Annotated in this window: 15 protein-coding genes; 10 read left to right on the top strand and 5 right to left on the bottom strand. The window is 67.1% G+C overall.

The genetic code is table 11. The annotated features are described in order from the left end of the window. Together DU475_RS18325 and DU475_RS18320 are read right to left on the bottom strand one after the other, a co-directional pair. On the bottom strand, positions 1-448 hold a 448-nt coding region (locus DU475_RS18325; protein WP_164632935.1), incomplete at its 3' end, for an ATP-binding cassette domain-containing protein. A 10-nt stretch (positions 449-458) separates the two neighbouring features. Beyond that, the gene (locus DU475_RS18320) at positions 459-935 is read right to left on the bottom strand and encodes a YaiI/YqxD family protein (protein WP_013503017.1); all 477 of its coding nucleotides are present in this window, start codon (positions 933-935) and stop codon (positions 459-461) included. A 102-nt stretch (positions 936-1,037) separates the two neighbouring features. Here DU475_RS18320 and DU475_RS18315 point away from each other — a divergent pair, with 102 nt between their 5' ends. Together DU475_RS18315 and DU475_RS18310 are read left to right on the top strand one after the other, a co-directional pair. Continuing rightward, complete coding sequence (locus tag DU475_RS18315) at positions 1,038-1,838, top strand: hotdog family protein (RefSeq protein WP_142882480.1); 801 nt, start codon at positions 1,038-1,040, stop codon at positions 1,836-1,838. Between the two features lie 191 nt (positions 1,839-2,029). Beyond that, complete coding sequence (locus DU475_RS18310) at positions 2,030-3,244, top strand: ABC transporter substrate-binding protein (RefSeq protein WP_013503015.1); 1,215 nt, start codon at positions 2,030-2,032, stop codon at positions 3,242-3,244. A gap of 172 nt (positions 3,245-3,416) precedes the next feature. Here the strand turns inward: DU475_RS18310 and DU475_RS18305 are convergent, their stop codons facing one another. After that, the gene (locus DU475_RS18305) at positions 3,417-5,792 is read right to left on the bottom strand and encodes a xanthine dehydrogenase family protein molybdopterin-binding subunit (RefSeq protein ID WP_164632934.1); all 2,376 of its coding nucleotides are present in this window, start codon (positions 5,790-5,792) and stop codon (positions 3,417-3,419) included. Between the two features lie 239 nt (positions 5,793-6,031). On the opposite strand from DU475_RS18305, the gene DU475_RS18300 reads away from it, so the two are divergent. Continuing rightward, entirely contained in the window at positions 6,032-7,099 is a 1,068-nt protein-coding gene (locus tag DU475_RS18300) for a Ppx/GppA phosphatase family protein (protein ID WP_164632933.1), read from the top strand. 25 nt (positions 7,100-7,124) lie between these two features. Here DU475_RS18300 and DU475_RS18295 read toward each other — a convergent pair whose 3' ends face one another. Further along, entirely contained in the window at positions 7,125-7,700 is a 576-nt protein-coding gene (locus DU475_RS18295; RefSeq protein ID WP_164632932.1) for a hypothetical protein, read from the bottom strand. 197 nt (positions 7,701-7,897) lie between these two features. Here DU475_RS18295 and DU475_RS18290 point away from each other — a divergent pair, with 197 nt between their 5' ends. Continuing rightward, positions 7,898-8,611 (top strand): RlmE family RNA methyltransferase, encoded by a 714-nt coding sequence (locus DU475_RS18290; protein WP_164632931.1) that lies wholly within the window; start codon positions 7,898-7,900, stop codon positions 8,609-8,611. A gap of 161 nt (positions 8,612-8,772) precedes the next feature. After that, positions 8,773-8,952 carry a hypothetical protein gene (locus tag DU475_RS18285; protein WP_012495747.1) on the top strand — a complete coding sequence of 60 codons (180 nt, stop codon included), beginning with the start codon at positions 8,773-8,775 and terminating at the stop codon, positions 8,950-8,952. A 15-nt stretch (positions 8,953-8,967) separates the two neighbouring features. On the opposite strand, the gene DU475_RS18280 is transcribed toward DU475_RS18285, so the two are convergent. After that, positions 8,968-10,443 (bottom strand): MFS transporter, encoded by a 1,476-nt coding sequence (locus DU475_RS18280; RefSeq protein ID WP_164632930.1) that lies wholly within the window; start codon positions 10,441-10,443, stop codon positions 8,968-8,970. A gap of 193 nt (positions 10,444-10,636) precedes the next feature. Here DU475_RS18280 and DU475_RS18275 point away from each other — a divergent pair, with 193 nt between their 5' ends. The 5 genes from DU475_RS18275 to guaA form a co-directional block, all read left to right on the top strand. Continuing rightward, entirely contained in the window at positions 10,637-10,885 is a 249-nt protein-coding gene (locus tag DU475_RS18275) for a hypothetical protein (protein ID WP_013503008.1), read from the top strand. Between the two features lie 363 nt (positions 10,886-11,248). Then, positions 11,249-12,745 carry an IMP dehydrogenase gene (guaB, locus tag DU475_RS18270; protein WP_164632929.1) on the top strand — a complete coding sequence of 499 codons (1,497 nt, stop codon included), beginning with the start codon at positions 11,249-11,251 and terminating at the stop codon, positions 12,743-12,745. Between the two features lie 239 nt (positions 12,746-12,984). Then, entirely contained in the window at positions 12,985-14,010 is a 1,026-nt protein-coding gene (curA, locus tag DU475_RS18265; RefSeq protein ID WP_164632928.1) for an NADPH-dependent curcumin/dihydrocurcumin reductase, read from the top strand. 190 nt (positions 14,011-14,200) lie between these two features. Continuing rightward, positions 14,201-15,502, top strand: a complete 1,302-nt coding sequence (locus DU475_RS18260; protein ID WP_164632927.1) for an RsmB/NOP family class I SAM-dependent RNA methyltransferase — start codon at positions 14,201-14,203, stop codon at positions 15,500-15,502. A 232-nt stretch (positions 15,503-15,734) separates the two neighbouring features. Beyond that, positions 15,735-16,961 (top strand): glutamine-hydrolyzing GMP synthase (gene guaA, locus DU475_RS18255; RefSeq protein ID WP_164632926.1); only part of this gene is annotated, 1,227 nt, incomplete at its 3' end.

Here is a 16,961-nt window from a genome sequence, read left to right as displayed (position 1 = left end):
TGAGCGTCTCGTGGGCTCGGAGATGTATATAAGAGACAGCTGGCGCGAGAATCCGCGCCAGCGCCGCGCGCCGGGCCTCGCCGCCGGACAGATTGGCCGGGTTCTCGTCGCCGTGCAGGCCGAGCTGTTCGAGCAGGTACGCGGCCTGATAGTGATCGTCGCCCGGCGCGAGCCCGGCCTCGACATAAGCCAGCGTGGTGGCGAAGCCGTCGAAATCCGGCTCCTGCGGCAGATAGCGCACGGTGGCGCCCGGCTGCACGAATCGGCTGCCGCGGTCCGGCTCGATCAGGCCGGCGACGATCTTCAAAAGCGTCGACTTACCGGAGCCGTTGCGGCCGATCAGACACAGCCGGTCGCCGGCCGAAACGGCGAGTTCGACGCCGTCGAAACGCGCGGCGCCGCCGAAGGTCAGCGCGATGTCTTTCAGTTGAATCAGCGGCGGCGCCATGGTCGGTCCATCAGGTCGGGGCGGCGCGGCGGCGCGCGATCCGGCGGATCGCGCTGTCGAGCGCCGAAAGAAAGGTGGAGCGGTCGCGCGGCGAGAACGCGCGCGGGCCGCCGGTGATCTCGCCGGACGAGCGCAGATCGGTCATCAGATTGCGCACCGCCAGCGTCATGCCGATCGACTGTTCGGAGAACGGCTTGCCGTTCGGTGCCAGCACCTCGGCGCCGGCCTTGACGCAGCGGCTCGCCAGCGGAACGTCGGCAGTGACCACGATATCGCCCGGTTTGACCCGCTCCGCAATCCAGTCGTCGGCCGCGTCCATCCCGGAACCGGCGGCGACGCGCTCAATCAGCGGATGCTGCGGCACCCGGATGAAGCCGCCGGCCACCACCGTCACCGGAACATGGTGACGCTCGGCCACTTTGTACACCTCGTCCTTCACCGGACAGGCGTCGGCGTCGACATAGATGCGGGTGAGGGCGTCGGTCATCGGGCGGTGTGCGGTCCTTCGGCGGCGGCCTTGCGTTGCCGGCGCAGTGGCGTAGCATCGCCGGCAACGATCGCCAACAAGATCGGGCAACCGGGAGACACCATGGCCGCACCGCTTGCGCCCTGGCGCGTCAGCGCCTTCAACACCGCCAAACAATCCGAAAACAAGATGCACGACGACACCGTGGCCCGCCGCTTCGGCTTTTCCGGCGGCCTGGTGCCCGGGGTCGAGGTGATGGCCTACATGATGCATCTGCCCGTCGCGCGCTGGGGCCGCGACTTTTTGGAGCGTGGGCTGATCGAGGCGCGGTTCGTGAGGCCGGTGTACGACGGCGAGACCGCCACGGTGACGGGCGAGGAGCAGGGCGAGGCTGTGACGCTCGCCGTCGAAAGCCGCGGCGAGCTGTGCGCCACCGGCACGGCATCGCTGCCGGCGCGGGCGCCGGCAGTCGATCTGTCCGCCTATCCGGAGACAGCAGCGGCGGCGAACCGGCCGCCGGTGGATACGTCGTCGTTTCCGCTCGGGCAATGGCTCGGCACCGCGCCGGTGAGCTGGGGCGGGGCGAAGCTGCGCGACTATCTCGACGAGATCCGCGAAACCGACCCGATCTATCAGGCAACCGATCTGATCCATCCCGGCACGCTGCAGCGGATCATGAACCGCGTGCTGGTCGACAATGTCGTGCTCGGGCCGTGGATTCACGTTGGCTCGAAGATGCAGTTGCTCGCCGCCGCGCGCGGTGACGACGTGCTCGCCGCGCGGGCCAGGGTGGTGGCGAACTACGACAAGAAGGGCCACCGCTTCGCCGAGTTCGACGCGCTGATCGTCGCGAACGGCGATCGGCCGGTGGCGCACTGTCATCACGTCGCGATCTTCGCACCGCGGCAGCAGGCGGCCGCATAGCAGGCACTTATTCCGCAAGACGGACGGCGGGCGACGTCATGCGACGTTCTGCCCCTCTCGCCTTGCCGGCCGGCGCAGCGAGAATGCTGACCGATGATCACGACGAACAGGGAGGCGGGGGCACATCCATTCATGCGCGGGCCGGCGACAAGGCCGACTGACAACAAATCAAAAAATCATTCGGAGGAAACATGACATTCGTTCAACGGACGGCCGCGCTGCTGCTCGCCGCGCCGCTGCTGCTCGGCGCACCCGCCTTCGCGCAGCAACAGGCCCCGCTCAAGATCGGCCTGCTCGGCGATTTCCAGTCGGTGTATTCCGACATCGGCGGCCAGGGCAACGTCGAAGCCGCCAAGATGGCGATCGAGGAGATGGGCGGCACGATGTTCGGCAAGCCGATCGAGTTCGTCTCGGCGGACGTGCAGAACAAGCCCGACATCGCCGCGTCGCTGGCGCGCAAATGGTACGAGAACGAAAACGTCGACATGATCGTCGATCTGCCGACCTCGGCCACCGCGCTCGCCGCGATGGAGATGAGCAAGAAGTTCGAGAAGATCATGATCGTCACCGACGCGGCGTCGTCGGACATCACGGGCAAATCGTGCTCGCCCTACACCGCGCACTGGACCTACGACACCTATTCGAACGCCCACACCGTCGGTTCGGCGATCGTCAAGAACGGCGGCGACACCTGGTTCTTCATCACCGCCGACTATCTGTTCGGTCACTCGATCGAACGCGACACCGGCGAGGTGGTGAAGGCGGCCGGCGGCAAGATCCTCGGCAGCGCGCGGCATCCCTTGAACAACGCCGATTTCTCGTCGTTCCTGCTGCAGGCGCAATCGTCGAAGGCCAAGATCATCGGCATGGCCAATGGCGGCGGCGACACCATCAACACCATCAAGCAGGCCGCGGAATTCGGCATCGTCACCGGCGGCCAGAAGCTCGCCGGCATTGTGATGTTCATCTCCGACATCCACAGCCTGGGGCTGAAGATGGCCAACGGCCTGATCATCACCGAGGCTTACTACTGGGATCTCAACGATCGCACCCGCGCGTTCGGCAAGAAGTACTTCGAGCGGATGAAGCGGATGCCGACGATGAACCAGGCCGCGACCTACAGCGCCACGCTGCACTACCTCAAGGCGGTGAAAGCGGCCGGCACCAAGGACACCAAGACGGTGCTGGCGAAGATGCGAGAGATGCCGGTGCGCGACGCCTTCACCGACAACGGCTTCCTGCGCGAGGACGGCCGCATGGTGCACTCGATGTTCCTGTTCGAGGTCAAGAAGCCCGAGGAGTCGAAAGCGCCTTGGGACTACTACAAAGTCCTCGCAGAAGTCCCCGGCGACCAGGCCTTCCGCCCGCTGAAGGACGGCGGCTGCCCGCTGGTGAAGGGGCAGTAAGGCGAAGCCCGGGACCACGAAGAGCACCGTCATCCCTCGCGCATGCGGGGGATCCAGTATCCCAGGGCGAGGATGGTGAATCAGGGCGGATGCGGCTTGCGCTGCTCACCAGAATCTCGAGCGCTCTGGGATACTGGGTCGCCCGGACGAGCCGGGCGATGACGGGGGTGGACTACGCCGCCGTCTTCGCCTTCGCCTCATGGATCGCGCGCCACACCTTCTCGGGCGTCAGCGGCATGTCGAGGGTCGTCACACCGTAATCCTTCAGCGCGTCGAGCGCGGCGTTGACGATGGTGGCGAGCGAGCCGGCGCAGCCGGCTTCGCCGCAGCCCTTGGTGCCGAGCGGGTTGGTCTTGGCCGGCACCGGGTGATCGCCGACCGTCATCGGCGGGATGTCCTCAGCGCGTGGCAGCGCGTAGTCCTGCAGCGAGCCGGTGATCGGCTGGCCGTCGGCGTTGTACGAGACCTTCTCCATCAGCGCCTGGCCGATGCCTTGGGCGACGCCGCCATGGAGCTGACCGGCGACGATCATCGGATTGACCACGGTGCCGAAATCGTTGACCGCGGTGTAGCGCACCACGCGGGTGACGCCGGTGTCCGGATCGATCTCGACCTCGGCGACGTGGCAGCCGTTGGGGAAGGCGGAGGGGACGCCGTCGGTGGTGTGATCGACGTCGAGCGAGGCGGGCACGCCGTCCGGCAGCTCGGCGCCGCGCAGCCGCTGCGCCAGGTCCATGATGCCGATGCTGCGGTCGGTGCCGGCGACGGTGAAGCGGCCACCTTCGAACTCGATGTCGGCTTCGGCGGTCTCCAGCAGATGCGCCGCGGCGCTCTTGCCCTTGGCGATCACCTTCTGCGACGCCTCGACGATCGCCATGCCGCTGGCGGTTATCGAGCGCGATCCGCCGGTGCCGTTGCCGGTGTGGACGATATCGCTGTCGCCCTGTTCGAGCCGGATGCGTTCGAACGGCACGCCGAGAAACGCGCTGAGCACCTGCGCGAACGGCGTCGCATGACCCTGGCCGTAGTCGAGCGTGCCGGTGATCAGTCGCACCGTGCCGCCTTCTTCGAACACGATCTTGCCGAGTTCGGGGTTCGGCGGGGCCGTGACTTCCAGATACGAGCCGACCGCGATGCCGCGGAGCTTGCCCGCCTTGCGCGCGTCTTTCTTGCGTCTGGCGAAGCCGTCATAGTCCGACAGTTCCAGCGCCTGTGTGAACACGCCGGCGAAATCGCCGCTGTCGTAGGTGACGCCGGAGCAGGCGGTGAACGGCATCTGCGTCGGCTTGATGAAGTTGCGCTTGCGCAAAGTGAGGCGGTCGATCCCCATCTCGTCGGCGGCGCGATCGATCAGCCGCTCCAGGAAGTAATTGGCTTCGGGCCGGCCGGCGCCGCGATAGGCGCCCATCAGCGTGACGTTGGTGACGACGCATTTGATATCGACGCTGAGCAGCGGCGTCCGGTACACGCTGCCGATGTTCTTGCCGGTGTTGAGCGACAGCGGCAGCGGCGCGACGCCGGTGATCTGGGCGCCGAGATTGCCGGTGCCGGACAGCCGGATCGCGAGAAAACGGCCGCCGGCATCCAGCGCCAGTTCGGCGCGAATCTGTTGGCCGCGGCCCTGGCTGTCGGACAGGAAGCTGGTCGAGCGCTCGTCGGTCCATTTCACCGGGCGGCCGAGCGCCTTGGCGGCGTGCAGGATGCAGATGTACTCCGGATAGGAGATATTTTTCATTCCAAACGAGCCGCCGACCTGGCCGGTCAGCACCCGCACCTTGTCGGCCGGCACGCCGAGCAATTTGGCGAGCGTGTTGCGGTTGCCGGAAACGCCCTGGGTCGGCACCTGGATGGTGTAGCGGCCGTTCTGCTGATCGTAGGAGGCGAGCCCGACCCGCGGCTCCATCGGCACCGCGGCGACGCGGGTGTTCTCGATGTCCAGCGTGGTGACATGCGCGGCGGCGGCGAAGGCGGCGTGCACGGCTGCGGTGTCGCCGAAGTGATAGTCGAGCGCGACGTTGTTCTCGATGTGATCGTAGAGCTGCGGCGCGCCGGGCTGCATCGCGGCGTCCGCGTCGGTGACGGCGGGCAGCGGCTCGATGTCGAGTTCGACTGCTTCGGCGGCATCGCGCGCCTGCGCCAGCGTTTTGGCGATGACGCATGCCACCGGATCGCCAACGAAGCGCACCTTGTCGATGGCCAGCGCGCCGTGATGGGTCTGCTTCAGCGGGGTGCCGTCGCGGCTCTTCAGCGGCAGGCCGGAGCTGAACGGCGCGTAGCCGGCCGCAGTGAGGTCGGCGCCGGTGTAGATCGCGCAGACACCCGGCAGCGCCTTGGCGGCCTCGGTGCCGATGCCGCGGATGATGCCGTGCGGGTGCGGGCTGCGCACCATCACGGCGTAGAACTGGCCCGGCAGGTTGCAGTCGTCGGTGTAGCGGCCCTTGCCGCGCAGCAGTGTTTCGTCCTCTTTGCGCCGGACCGGCTGGCCGACGCCGAATTTGTGCAGCGCGAGAGACGTGTCGAGCGACGCGTTGGCGGGGCGGTCCTGCATGAGGCTGAGTTCCGGCTTGAGAGGCGTGCGGGACGTGAAAAAGCCGCGTGAGCGGCGTTTTTGCGCGGGGAATGTCAGTGCTGATAGTCCAAACGGATAACGCAGCCGCCGGCACGCCACAACGCACGAAACCGCATGCTTCGCCCGCAGGTGGGTTGCGCCGGGGCGGTGCGCTGCTAAACTTTCCGTGAACGATGATTTCGACGCCGGCCGTGCACGGCCGCGGAAAGACGAGTTTGATGGACGATGAAACGCGGCTTCGCCCGGGCTCGCTGCCGGGGGAGGAACCGCACGCGATCGTTGCGATCGCCGAGGAGGAGCACATCAGCGCGCCGCACGGCGACGGCGTTTACGCCGCGCTCGATCTCGGCACCAATAACTGCCGGCTGCTGATCGCGCGGCCGGCGGGCGACGGCTTTCGCGTGGTCGACTCGTTCTCGCGGATCATCCGGCTCGGCGAGGGCGTCGCCACCACCGGCCGGATCAGCGAGGCGGCGATCGGACGCGCAATCTCGGCTCTGGCGGTGTGCCGCGACAAGATTGACGCCCGCAAGGCCAAGCGGCAGCGCCTGATCGCCACCGAGGCCTGCCGCGCCGCCAGTAATGCCGACGAGTTTTGTGACAGGGTGGCGCAGGCCACCGGCATCCGGCTGGAGATCATCGATCGCGAGACCGAGGCCCGGCTTGCCGCGACCGGCTGCTCGCCGCTGCTCGATCCGAACGGACGCGGCGCGATCCTGTTCGATATCGGCGGCGGTTCCAGCGAGTTGGTGCGGATTGCACGTGATCCGGAGCGGCCGGACGTGCCGCCGCGAATTCAGGCGTGGATGTCGGTGCCGCTCGGCGTGGTGACGCTGGCCGAGGCGTTCGGCGGTAAGGTTGTGACGCCGGAGACCTACACGTCGATGGTCGCCGAGGTCGCCAGACATGTGGCGCCGTTCGCCGCGCAGCATGGCGGCGATCTCGGCCGGATGCACCTGCTCGGTACCTCCGGCACGGTGACGACGCTGGCCGGGCTGTATCTCGACCTGATCCGCTACGACCGGCGGCGGGTCGACGGCATCTGGATGAGTGACGCCGAACTCACCGCCACGGTCGAGAAGCTGCGCAGCATGAGTTATCACGACCGTGCCCATAACCAGTGCATCGGTAACGAACGCGCCGATCTGGTGCTCGCCGGCTGCGCCATCCTCGATGCGGTCCGCGCGGCGTTCCCGCTGCCGCGGCTGCGCGTCGCCGATCGGGGTCTGCGCGAGGGCATGCTGGTCGAAATGATGCGCGAAGACGGCGTGCTCGGGCCGGTGTAGTTCGCGCGAGGAGGCAGCTGGCGGTTCAGACGGTGGTGAGCGCGCCGGCGATCAGCGACAGCGACACCAGCGCCAGCCATAGCGACGCGATCCGCTGCGTCAGCCTGAGGCGGCCGGCGCCGCCAGCTCCAATCTGCGTCATGGTGCCGGCAAAGCCCCACAGCAGCGCAACAGCGAAGACCATCAGGCAGAACATCATCAGTCTGGCGGCAAAGTCGGGTTCGCTCGGCGCAGGCAGCAGCACCAGGGCGAAGATCAGCGCCTTGGGGTTCAGCAACGTCGTCAGATAGACCCGCCGCGCCGTGATGGCGCCGGTCGCGCCGGACGGGTTCAGGTGCCAGAGCCGCACCGCCAGCAGCATCACCCAGGCAGCCGCGGCGACCTTCACGATCAGAGCCGCGGCCGGCACCTCCGCCATCAGGTCGGCGCCGAGATAGGCGAGGGGCAGGACCGCCGTCAGATAGCCGAGCAGTTCTGCCGGCAGCAGCCGCGCGACGCGGCCGAGCCCGCCCTGCGCCCCGGCGACGCCGATCAGGGTGTTGGTCGGCCCCGGGGCCAGCAGCAGCGCCAGAACGGCGGAGGCGAAAGCGGCAAACGACATGATCCCTGCCTGGTGGACCTCCCGGAGGTATTTCTTGCGGCCATCGATGTCTTGATCTCGATCATGCCGCAAGCCTCGAAACGCCGCGGCATCCTGTAACGCATCCGCGATGGCGGCCGGATGGCGCCGGTTCCGCACTGGTTTTTCCGGGCCCGTCTGGTAAGCAGCGGCCTTATCCCTCGATCGTAAGCGAAGCCATGGCCAAGGACACCACCGGACGAATGCGCGTCACCGTCAAAAGCGGCGGGCGGATGAAGCTGTCGTCCAAGCTATGGCTGGAGCGCCAGCTCAACGACCCTTACGTGGCGCAGGCCAAGCGCGACGGCTACCGTTCGCGCGCTGCCTACAAGCTGACCGAGATCGACGACAAGTTCCGGCTGCTCAAGCCCGGCATGGCGGTGGTCGACCTTGGCGCCGCACCCGGCGGTTGGAGCCAGGTTGCGGCCAAGAAGGTCGGGGCCGCCGACGGCCGCGGTAAGGTGGTGGCGATCGACTTGTTGGAGATGGGCGAGGTTCCCGGGGTTACCTTCGCGCAGCTCGATTTTCTCGATCCCTCGGCGCCGGACCGGTTGCGCGACATGCTTGGCGGCGGCGCCGATCTGGTGATGAGCGACATGGCCGCCAACACCACCGGCCATCGCAAGACCGACCAGCTTCGCATCGTCGGCCTGGTCGAGACCGCGGCGATGTTCGCGGCCGAAGTGTTGAAGCCGGGCGGGGCGTTTCTCGCCAAGGTGTTTCAGAGCGGCGCCGATGCAGCGCTGATGGCCGAGCTGAAGCGCGACTATGCCAGCGTGAAGCACGTCAAGCCGGCGGCGAGCCGCAAGGACTCGTCTGAGCGCTACCTGCTGGCGACCGGCTTTCGTGGCGGTGCGGCGCGTGACGCAACGGCGAGCGGCGAACTGGAGTGACGCCGCTCGCTTGGCGCCTTGCCGTGCGAGAGTGCAACTTAGTCGCGCTTTAAACGAGCGAATTCATCTGGTTAATTGTTGGTAAAGGTAGCTTTCTACAGAGCACTTCCTCGTAGTTCCCATAGGCTTAGCGGCATCCATCGGGCGAATCGGGGGGACCAATGGAGATTCCTACGCCGATGTGCAGAGCCTGCGGTGTCGATCGGGAGCTGATCGAGATCGAGCACGCCAACGCGTCGTTCGATGTGCCGCATTATCGCTGCCCGATCTGCAACGACGTGCTGCGCCTGGCCGTCCGCCAGGACGACGGTGCCCAGTCCGGTGGTGACCGTTTCGGCTGATCGACAGAACCTTACCTAGCCGAACCGCTGGTCGCGGGCGTCCTGGGTCTGTTCGGACGCGGCCTTGGTCGCGGCTTTGGCGCCGGCCTTCTTGCTCGAAATCTCGATCGCCTTGCGCCCCGAAATCTCGTGGCCGGCATCGCTCGGCATCTGCCAGAAGAACAGCGCTGACAGCGCGGCGGGCACCGCCACCACGATAAAGGCGGGTGCGAAGTCGGCCGCGCCGAGCGTGGTGACGCCGCGCAGCGCCATCGTCGCTTCCACCGAGAATGCACCGACTGCAACGCCTGCCGACAGCGCAAGCTGCTGACCGACGCTGAGCAGGGTGGTGGCGCGGCTCATCTGGGCCTGCTCGACCTCGGCATAGGCGACGGTATTGATCGAGGTGAACTGCAGCGATCGGAAGAAGCCGCCGACCACCAGGATGATCATGATCAGCAAGAGCGGCGTGCCCGGTGCGAACAGTGCACAGGCGGCGAGAAACACCGAGCTGACCACGGCGTTCACCGTCATGATGTTGCGGAAGCCGAAGGTGCGGATGATCCGCGCCGCCAGCGTCTTCATGCCGATCGCACCGACCGCGGAGGCGAAGGTGACGAGACCGGAGTGAAACGGCGACAGGCCGAACCCGATCTGCATCAACAACGGCAGCAGGAACGGCAGCGCACCGATGCCGAGCCTGAACAGAAAGCCGCCGACGATCGAGGCCCGAAGCGTCGTCAGGCGCAGCAGCGAGAAGTCCAGCACCGGCGCCGCCACCCGGCGCGCATGGAACACGTACAACGTCATCGCGATCGCGCCGACGCCGATCAGCGCCACCACCACCGTCCACGGCAGCAGGTTCAGACCGGCGACCGACAGCCCGAAGGCGATGCCGGCGACGCCGATCCCGGCCAGCACCAGCCCCCACAGGTCGAACTTCTCGAGATGGTCGCTGCGGATCGGGTCGATGTAGCGCAGCGCCATCGCGATCCCGATCAGCCCGATCGGGATGTTGATCAGGAAGATCCAGTGCCAGGAGAAATAGGTGGTGATGAAGCCGCCGAGCGGCGGGCCGATCACCGGGCCGATCAGCGCCGGTACCGTCACCCAGGCCATCGCCCCGACCAGCGCGCTCTTGTCGATCGAGCGCAGCAGGACCAGTCGGCCGACCGGAGTCATCATTGCGCCGCCTATGCCCTGGATAATTCGGGCGACGACGAAATCGGTGATCGAGCCCGACAGTGCGCAGCCGATCGAGCCGACCATGAAGACGGCGATCGCGATCGAGAACACGGTGCGGGCGCCGAACCGGTCGGCGGTCCAGCCGGAAGCCGGAATGAACACCGCCAGCGACAAGAGATACGAGGTGATCGCCAGCTTCAGCGTCAACGGCGAGGTGCCGATATCGGCGGCGATCGCCGGCAGCGACGTCGCGATCACGGTAGCGTCCATGTTCTCCATGAACAGCGCCGCAGCCACGATCAACGGGATGACTCGTTCTTTGTTCATGCGAGATTTCGGACAACAAGAGGGCGCTCGGGCTGTAGCATCGTGCCGCGGCCCCCGCTATTGCGGAGCTTGCGCGGTTACCTAAATCCTCCGTGACCGGCACGCTTTCCTCAGGGCGGAAATCGCTTTCGAGTGTGCTGCCGGTGATGATGATGAGCGGCGCCTCGATCGGTTCCGCGACGGAGACTGGCCGATGATCTATCTGCTCGCCGCGTTCCTGCCGCCGCTCGGCCTGCTGTTCAACGGCCAGCCGCTGTCGGCGGTGTTCAACCTCGTGCTGCTTGTGGTGTGCATCGTGCTCGGGCTGATCTTTCAGCCGCTGCTCGTGATCCCGTCGCTGCATGCGCTGATCGCGGTGCGGATGGAGCGCGAAAAACGCATGCACCGCGAGGTCGTCGAGGCCATCCGCGAACACGGACCACCGCCGGGCTACCGGCGCTGAGCAACGGTTCGCGAGGGCTCGCTCGCGCAACAAATCGGGATCTCGCCCGAAAATCGCCTCGGGAATCCTCGTCGTTCTGGTGATCTGCGAGGCGGCTATCGTTGATGATGCCGGCGATGCTGTCAGCGAAATCTCTGAAAACACGATGATTTCCGGCGCGCTGGCGGCCCATTGAGGAATGCCTGGGGAGCGGGGCGGGGCTGTCGGCCTTGCCCCTTTGATTCGTCATATCCGCGTGCTATCGACCACCGCCAACCCTACCGACGGGCTCGATTCGACGGCGCCGCCCCCAGCGGCGCCGAACGTGCCTCCCGTCCCCGCAAAATCGAGCGCGGCCCTCGGCGCCGCTGAACGGAGTTGGCCATGGCGTCAGTGAGCGCATCCTCGCAATTCATCGAAGCTCTCACCTTCGACGACGTGCTGCTGAAGCCCGGACCGTCGGACGTGCTGCCGTCCGAGGTCGACATCCGCTCGCGCATCACCCGCGCGATTCAGCTCAATATCCCGATCATCGCCTCGGCAATGGACACCGTCACCGAAGCCCGGATGGCGATCGCGATGGCGCAGGCCGGCGGCCTCGGCGTGATCCACCGCAATTTCGATCCCGAGGGCCAGGCCGCGCAGGTCCGCCAAGTCAAGAAGTTCGAATCCGGCATGGTGGTCAACCCGCTGACCATCAGCCCCGACGCCAAGCTGGCCGACGCGCTGGCACTGATGAATCAGTACGGCTTCTCCGGCATTCCGGTGGTCACCGGCGGCCACGGCCACGGCCCCGGTAAGCTGGTCGGCATTCTTACCAACCGCGACGTTCGCTTCGCCACAGATCCGGCGCAAAAAGTGTCGGAACTCATGACGCATGAGAACCTCGTCACCGTGCGCGAGGGCGTCAGTCAGGACGAAGCCAAGAAATTGCTGCATCAGCACCGCATCGAGAAGCTGCTGGTGGTCGATGAGCAGTATCGCTGCGTCGGCCTGATCACCGTCAAGGACATGGAGAAGGCGGTCGCGCATCCGCTCGCCAGCAAGGACGCGCAGGGCCGGCTCCGCGTCGCCGCGGCGACCACGGTCGGCGAGGGCGGATTCGAGCGCACCGAGCGGCTGATCGAAGCCGGCGTCGACGTCGTGGTGGTCGACACCGCGCACGGCCATTCGGCGCGCGTGCTCGAAACAGTGACGCGGATCAAGCGGATCTCCAACGAAGTACAGGTGATCGCCGGCAATATCGCCACCCGCGACGGCGCCCAGGCGCTGATTGACTCCGGCGCCGACGCCGTGAAGGTCGGCATCGGCCCGGGTTCGATCTGCACCACCCGCATCGTCGCCGGCGTCGGCGTGCCGCAGCTCACCGCGATCATGGATGCGGTCCAAGCCTGCAAGAAGGCGGACGTGCCAGTGATCGCCGACGGCGGCATCAAGTACTCGGGCGACTTGGCCAAGGCGCTCGCTGCCGGCGCGGATATCGCCATGGTCGGCTCGCTGCTCGCCGGCACCGACGAGACCCCCGGCGAAGTATTCCTGTGGCAGGGCCGCTCCTACAAGGCGTATCGCGGCATGGGCTCGGTCGGCGCGATGGCGCGCGGCTCGGCCGATCGTTACTTCCAGCAGGACATCAAGGACACGTTGAAGCTGGTGCCGGAAGGTATCGAGGGCCAGGTGCCCTACAAGGGCCCGGTCGGCAACGTCGTACATCAGCTCGCCGGCGGCTTGCGCGCCGCGATGGGCTATGTCGGCGCCAAGGATCTCGGCGAATTCCACGACAAGGCGCAGTTCGTCCGCATCACCGGCGCCGGCCTGCGCGAAAGCCACGTCCACGACGTCACCATCACCCGCGAAAGCCCGAACTATCCGGGCGGGGTGTGAGGCGACTGACTTAAGTAACGATCTCTTCTCAGTCATTCCGGGGCACGCGCGAACCCGGAATCTGGAGATCGTCGCCGTCTCTGAGGTGCGCCGAACTGCGAGATTCCGGGTTCGCGCTTCGCGCGCCCCGGAATGACGAGCGGCAGGCTGTCTGCGCAGCCTGCCGCAGTTGGCGAATGCTGTGGGGTCGCTTACAGTCGCGGCTCTGACGACCAACGAACATCAAAAGAGGAAACGAAATGTCCAAGGGTCAGCGTATCGTGCTCGCGTCGCGTCCGGTCGGCGAGCCGACGCCGCAGAATTTCCGCCTCGAGGAGTTCGACGTTCCGGCGCCTGGCGAGGGACAGGTACTGCTGCGGACGATCTGGCTGTCGCTCGATCCTTATATGCGCGGCCGGATGAGCGACGGGCCGTCCTACGCGCAGCCGGTTCCGGTCGGCGGCGTGATGGAAGGCGGCACCGTCTGCGAAGTGATCGACAGCAACAGCCCGGGTTTTGCCAAGGGTGACATCGTGCTGGCGCATTCGGGCTGGGCGACGCATGCGGTCGCCGACGCCAAGCCGCTGCGCAAGATCGATCCGGCGCTCGGGCCGATCTCGACCGCGGTCGGCGTGCTCGGTATGCCGGGGATGACCGCCTACACCGGCCTGCTCGACATTGGCCAGCCGAAGGAAGGCGAGACCGTCGTGGTCGCGGCGGCTTCCGGCGCGGTCGGCTCCGCGGTGGGGCAGATCGCCAAGGTGAAGGGCGCGCGTGCCATCGGCATCGCCGGCGGCAAGGATAAGTGCGATTACGTCAAGCAGGAGCTCGGCTTCGACGACTGCCTCGATCACCGCGATCCCGATCTCGCCGCGAAGCTCAAGGCGGCGTGTCCGAGCGGCATCGACGTGTACTTCGAGAATGTCGGCGGCGAAGTATTCGAGGCGGTGTTTCCGCTGTTCAACGCCTTCGCCCGGATGCCGGTGTGCGGGCTGATCGCGCAATACAACGCATTCGAAGCGCCGCCGACGCCGAAATGGGCGACAGCGCTGATGCGCCACGTGCTGACCAAGCGGCTCACCATCCGCGGCTTCATCGTCAGCGATTTCGCCGGCCGGCGTCAGGAATTCTTACGCGAGATGTCGGGCTGGGTGCGCGACGGTCAGGTCAAGTACAAGGAGTTCGTCACCGACGGCCTGGAGAATGCGCCCGAGGCGTTCATGGGCCTGCTGAAGGGCGCCAATTTCGGCAAGCAGCTTGTCCGTGTCGGGCCGGAACGAGCCTGACTCTAAGACAGTGCAGCGGAGCCCCGGCAGCGCCGGGACTCTGCGTTGCGGTGGTTCGATTGTCATCGGCGGGGGCGGCAGCTATAGCGGGAGCCTAAAGCGTCGGACCGATACCGCCCTGGAGCGTGTCGTCCATGTTCTGACGCCCGCTCGGCGCGTTGCGCGCCCTGACCCTGATTGAAAGCTCCGCATGACCCCCGCCGCACGGCTGTCCGCAGCCATCGACTTGATTGCCGCCATCGACAGCCAGCGCATTCCCGCTGCCAAGGCGCTGAAGGAATGGGGCACCGCGCATCGCTACGCTGGCTCGGGGGATCGCTCGGCGATCGCCGGCTTGGTGTGGGACGTGTTGCGCCGACGGGCGTCCAGCGCGTATCTGATGGATTCCGATACCGCCCGGGCGCGGGTGCTCGGCATGCTGAAGCTGGAGCGCGGCATGACGGCGGAGGCGATCGCGGCGCTGTGCGACGGTAGCCGGTTCGCGCCGGCGCCGCTGACCGACGCCGAACACGCCGCGCTGTCGGGGCGGACGCTGGACGGCGCGCCGCCGCATATCGCCGGCGACTATCCGGAATGGCTCGACGGCGCGCTTGCCGAGATGTTCGGCGAGGCCCGCGTCGCCGAGGCCGCGGCGATGGCCAGCCGGGCGCCGCTCGATCTGCGGGTCAACACGCTGAAAGCCTCGCGCGACAAGGTGCTGACCTCGCTCGCGCATCTGCGCGCCAAGGCGTCGCCGTGGTCGCCGTGGGGGCTGCGGATCGATCTGCCGGCCGACGCCCGCAATCCCGGGGTGCAGGCCGAGCCGGATTTCATCAAGGGCGCGGTCGAGGTCCAGGATGAGGGCTCGCAGCTTGCCGCGCTGTTTTCCGCCGCCAAACCCGGCGAGCAGGTGATCGACCTCTGCGCCGGGGCCGGCGGCAAGACCCTGGCGCTGGCGGCGATGATGCAGGGCAAGGGCCGACTGATCGCCACCGACGCCGACAAGCGCCAGCTCGCCCCGATCCACGAGCGGTTGTCGCGCGCCGGCGTCCACAACGCCGAGGTGAGGGCGCCGAAGGGCGACGCCGATCCGCTGGCCGACATCAAGGGCAGCGCCGATCTGGTGCTGGTCGACGCGCCGTGCACCGGCACCGGCACCTGGCGCCGCAACCCCGACGCCAAATGGCGGATGCGCCCCGGCGCGCTGGAGATCCGGCTCAAGGACCAGGCCGAGGTGCTGGCGCGTGCCGCGCGGCTGGTGAAGCCGGGCGGGCGGATCGCCTATGTCACCTGTTCGGTGCTGGCGCCCGAAAATACCGGCCAGATCCAGGCCTTCACCGCCGCCCATCCGGAGTTCGCGGTGGTGCCGCCGGCCGAGGTTGCGGCTGCGCTGTGGGACAAGGCCGAGCTGTTCCTGGCCGCCGCCTGGACCTCGCCCGAAGGCCTGCTGATGACCCCACGCCGCACCGGCACCGACGGGTTTTTCGTCAGCGTGCTGAAGCGCAAAGCCTGAACCGGGCAGGGCGCAGCGCTTTCGTTTTTAGGTACAGGACCGCCCCAAGCACGGCACGCTCCCTCTCCCGCGCGCGGGAGAGGGCCGGGGTGAGGGCGCCCCAGGCACGGTGCGCTCCCTCTCCCCGCCCGCGGGGAGAGGTTGCGCTGTGCATGGGGAGAGGTCAGGGGACGCTGCCGCTCATCCTGTTTTCCCCGTTGCGAGCCGGGCTGCGGTCGCGTATCTGCTGCCCATGACAGCCCCCAGCACATCCTCCGCTTCGTCCGTCGTCCCCTCCGGCGCCGACACCTCGCCGCACGTCGCTGCGATCCACGAAAAGATCCTGATCGTCGACTTCGGCTCGCAGGTCACCCAGCTGATCGCCCGCCGTGTCCGCGAGGAGGGCGTGTATTCCGAGATCGTGCCGTTCCAGAAGGCGGAGGCCGCCTTCGCCGAGATGAAGCCGAAAGCCGTGATCCTGTCCGGCGGTCCGGCCTCGGTGCTGGACGACAACGCCCCCAGCGCGCCGATGGCGATCCTGGAGGCCGGCGTGCCGGTGCTCGGCATCTGCTACGGCGAACAGACCCTGGCCAAGCAGCTCGGCGGCACCGTCGAGGGCGGCCACCACCGCGAATTCGGCCGCGCCCAGGTCGAGATCACCGATGACTGCGCGCTGTTCGACGGCGTCTGGCAGAAGGGCGGCAAATACGACGTCTGGATGAGCCATGGCGACCGCGTCACCAAGCTGCCCGACGGTTTCCGCGCGGTGGCGCAGGCGCCGGGTTCGCCGATCTCGGTGATCGCCGACGACACCCGCAAGTTCTACGCGATGCAGTTTCACCCCGAAGTGGTGCATACGCCCGACGGCGCGAAACTGCTGCGCAACTTCGTCCGCAAGGTCGCTAGGCTGACCGGCGACTGGACGATGCGCGCCTTCCGCGAGGAAGCGATCGACAAGATCCGCGCCCAGGTCGGCAGCGGCAAGGTGATCTGCGGCCTATCCGGCGGCGTCGACTCTGCGGTGGCGGCGGTGCTGATCCATGAGGCGATCGGCGATCAGCTCACTTGCGTGTTCGTCGACCACGGTCTGCTGCGCAAGGACGAGGGCAAGACCGTCGTCGACCTGTTCCGTCACCACTACAACATCCCGCTGGTGCACGTGGATGCGTCGGAGACCTTCCTCGGTGCGCTGAAGGGCGTCACCGATCCGGAGCAGAAGCGCAAGACCATCGGCAAGCTGTTCATCGACGTGTTCGAGGCGGAAGCCAGACGCGTCGGCGGCGCCGACTTCCTCGCGCAGGGCACGCTGTACCCGGACGTGATCGAGAGCGTGTCGTTCACCGGCGGCCCGTCGGTGACGATCAAGTCGCATCACAACGTCGGCGGCTTGCCCGCCCGCATGAACATGAAGCTGGTCGAACCCTTGCGCGAACTGTTCAAGGACGAAGTCCGTGCATTGGGGCGCGAGCTCGGCCTGCCC

The sequence above is a fragment of the Rhodopseudomonas sp. WA056 genome (assembly GCF_010906995.1).
In the GTDB taxonomy this organism is placed as follows: Bacteria; Pseudomonadota; Alphaproteobacteria; order Rhizobiales; family Xanthobacteraceae; genus Rhodopseudomonas; species Rhodopseudomonas palustris_G.
Note: the sequence above shows the minus strand (reverse complement) of the source record. Positions and strands in the feature narration are given on the sequence as shown.

Coding starts and splice junctions, on each gene's coding strand:
- DU475_RS18320 (WP_013503017.1), bottom strand. CDS start 935: ATGACCGACGCCCTCACCCGCATCTATGTCGACGCCGACGCCTGTCCG.
- DU475_RS18315 (WP_142882480.1), top strand. CDS start 1,038: ATGGCCGCACCGCTTGCGCCCTGGCGCGTCAGCGCCTTCAACACCGCC.
- DU475_RS18310 (WP_013503015.1), top strand. CDS start 2,030: ATGACATTCGTTCAACGGACGGCCGCGCTGCTGCTCGCCGCGCCGCTG.
- DU475_RS18305 (WP_164632934.1), bottom strand. CDS start 5,792: ATGCAGGACCGCCCCGCCAACGCGTCGCTCGACACGTCTCTCGCGCTG.
- DU475_RS18300 (WP_164632933.1), top strand. CDS start 6,032: ATGGACGATGAAACGCGGCTTCGCCCGGGCTCGCTGCCGGGGGAGGAA.
- DU475_RS18295 (WP_164632932.1), bottom strand. CDS start 7,700: ATGTCGTTTGCCGCTTTCGCCTCCGCCGTTCTGGCGCTGCTGCTGGCC.
- DU475_RS18290 (WP_164632931.1), top strand. CDS start 7,898: ATGGCCAAGGACACCACCGGACGAATGCGCGTCACCGTCAAAAGCGGC.
- DU475_RS18285 (WP_012495747.1), top strand. CDS start 8,773: ATGGAGATTCCTACGCCGATGTGCAGAGCCTGCGGTGTCGATCGGGAG.
- DU475_RS18280 (WP_164632930.1), bottom strand. CDS start 10,443: ATGAACAAAGAACGAGTCATCCCGTTGATCGTGGCTGCGGCGCTGTTC.
- DU475_RS18275 (WP_013503008.1), top strand. CDS start 10,637: ATGATCTATCTGCTCGCCGCGTTCCTGCCGCCGCTCGGCCTGCTGTTC.
- guaB (WP_164632929.1), top strand. CDS start 11,249: ATGGCGTCAGTGAGCGCATCCTCGCAATTCATCGAAGCTCTCACCTTC.
- curA (WP_164632928.1), top strand. CDS start 12,985: ATGTCCAAGGGTCAGCGTATCGTGCTCGCGTCGCGTCCGGTCGGCGAG.
- DU475_RS18260 (WP_164632927.1), top strand. CDS start 14,201: ATGACCCCCGCCGCACGGCTGTCCGCAGCCATCGACTTGATTGCCGCC.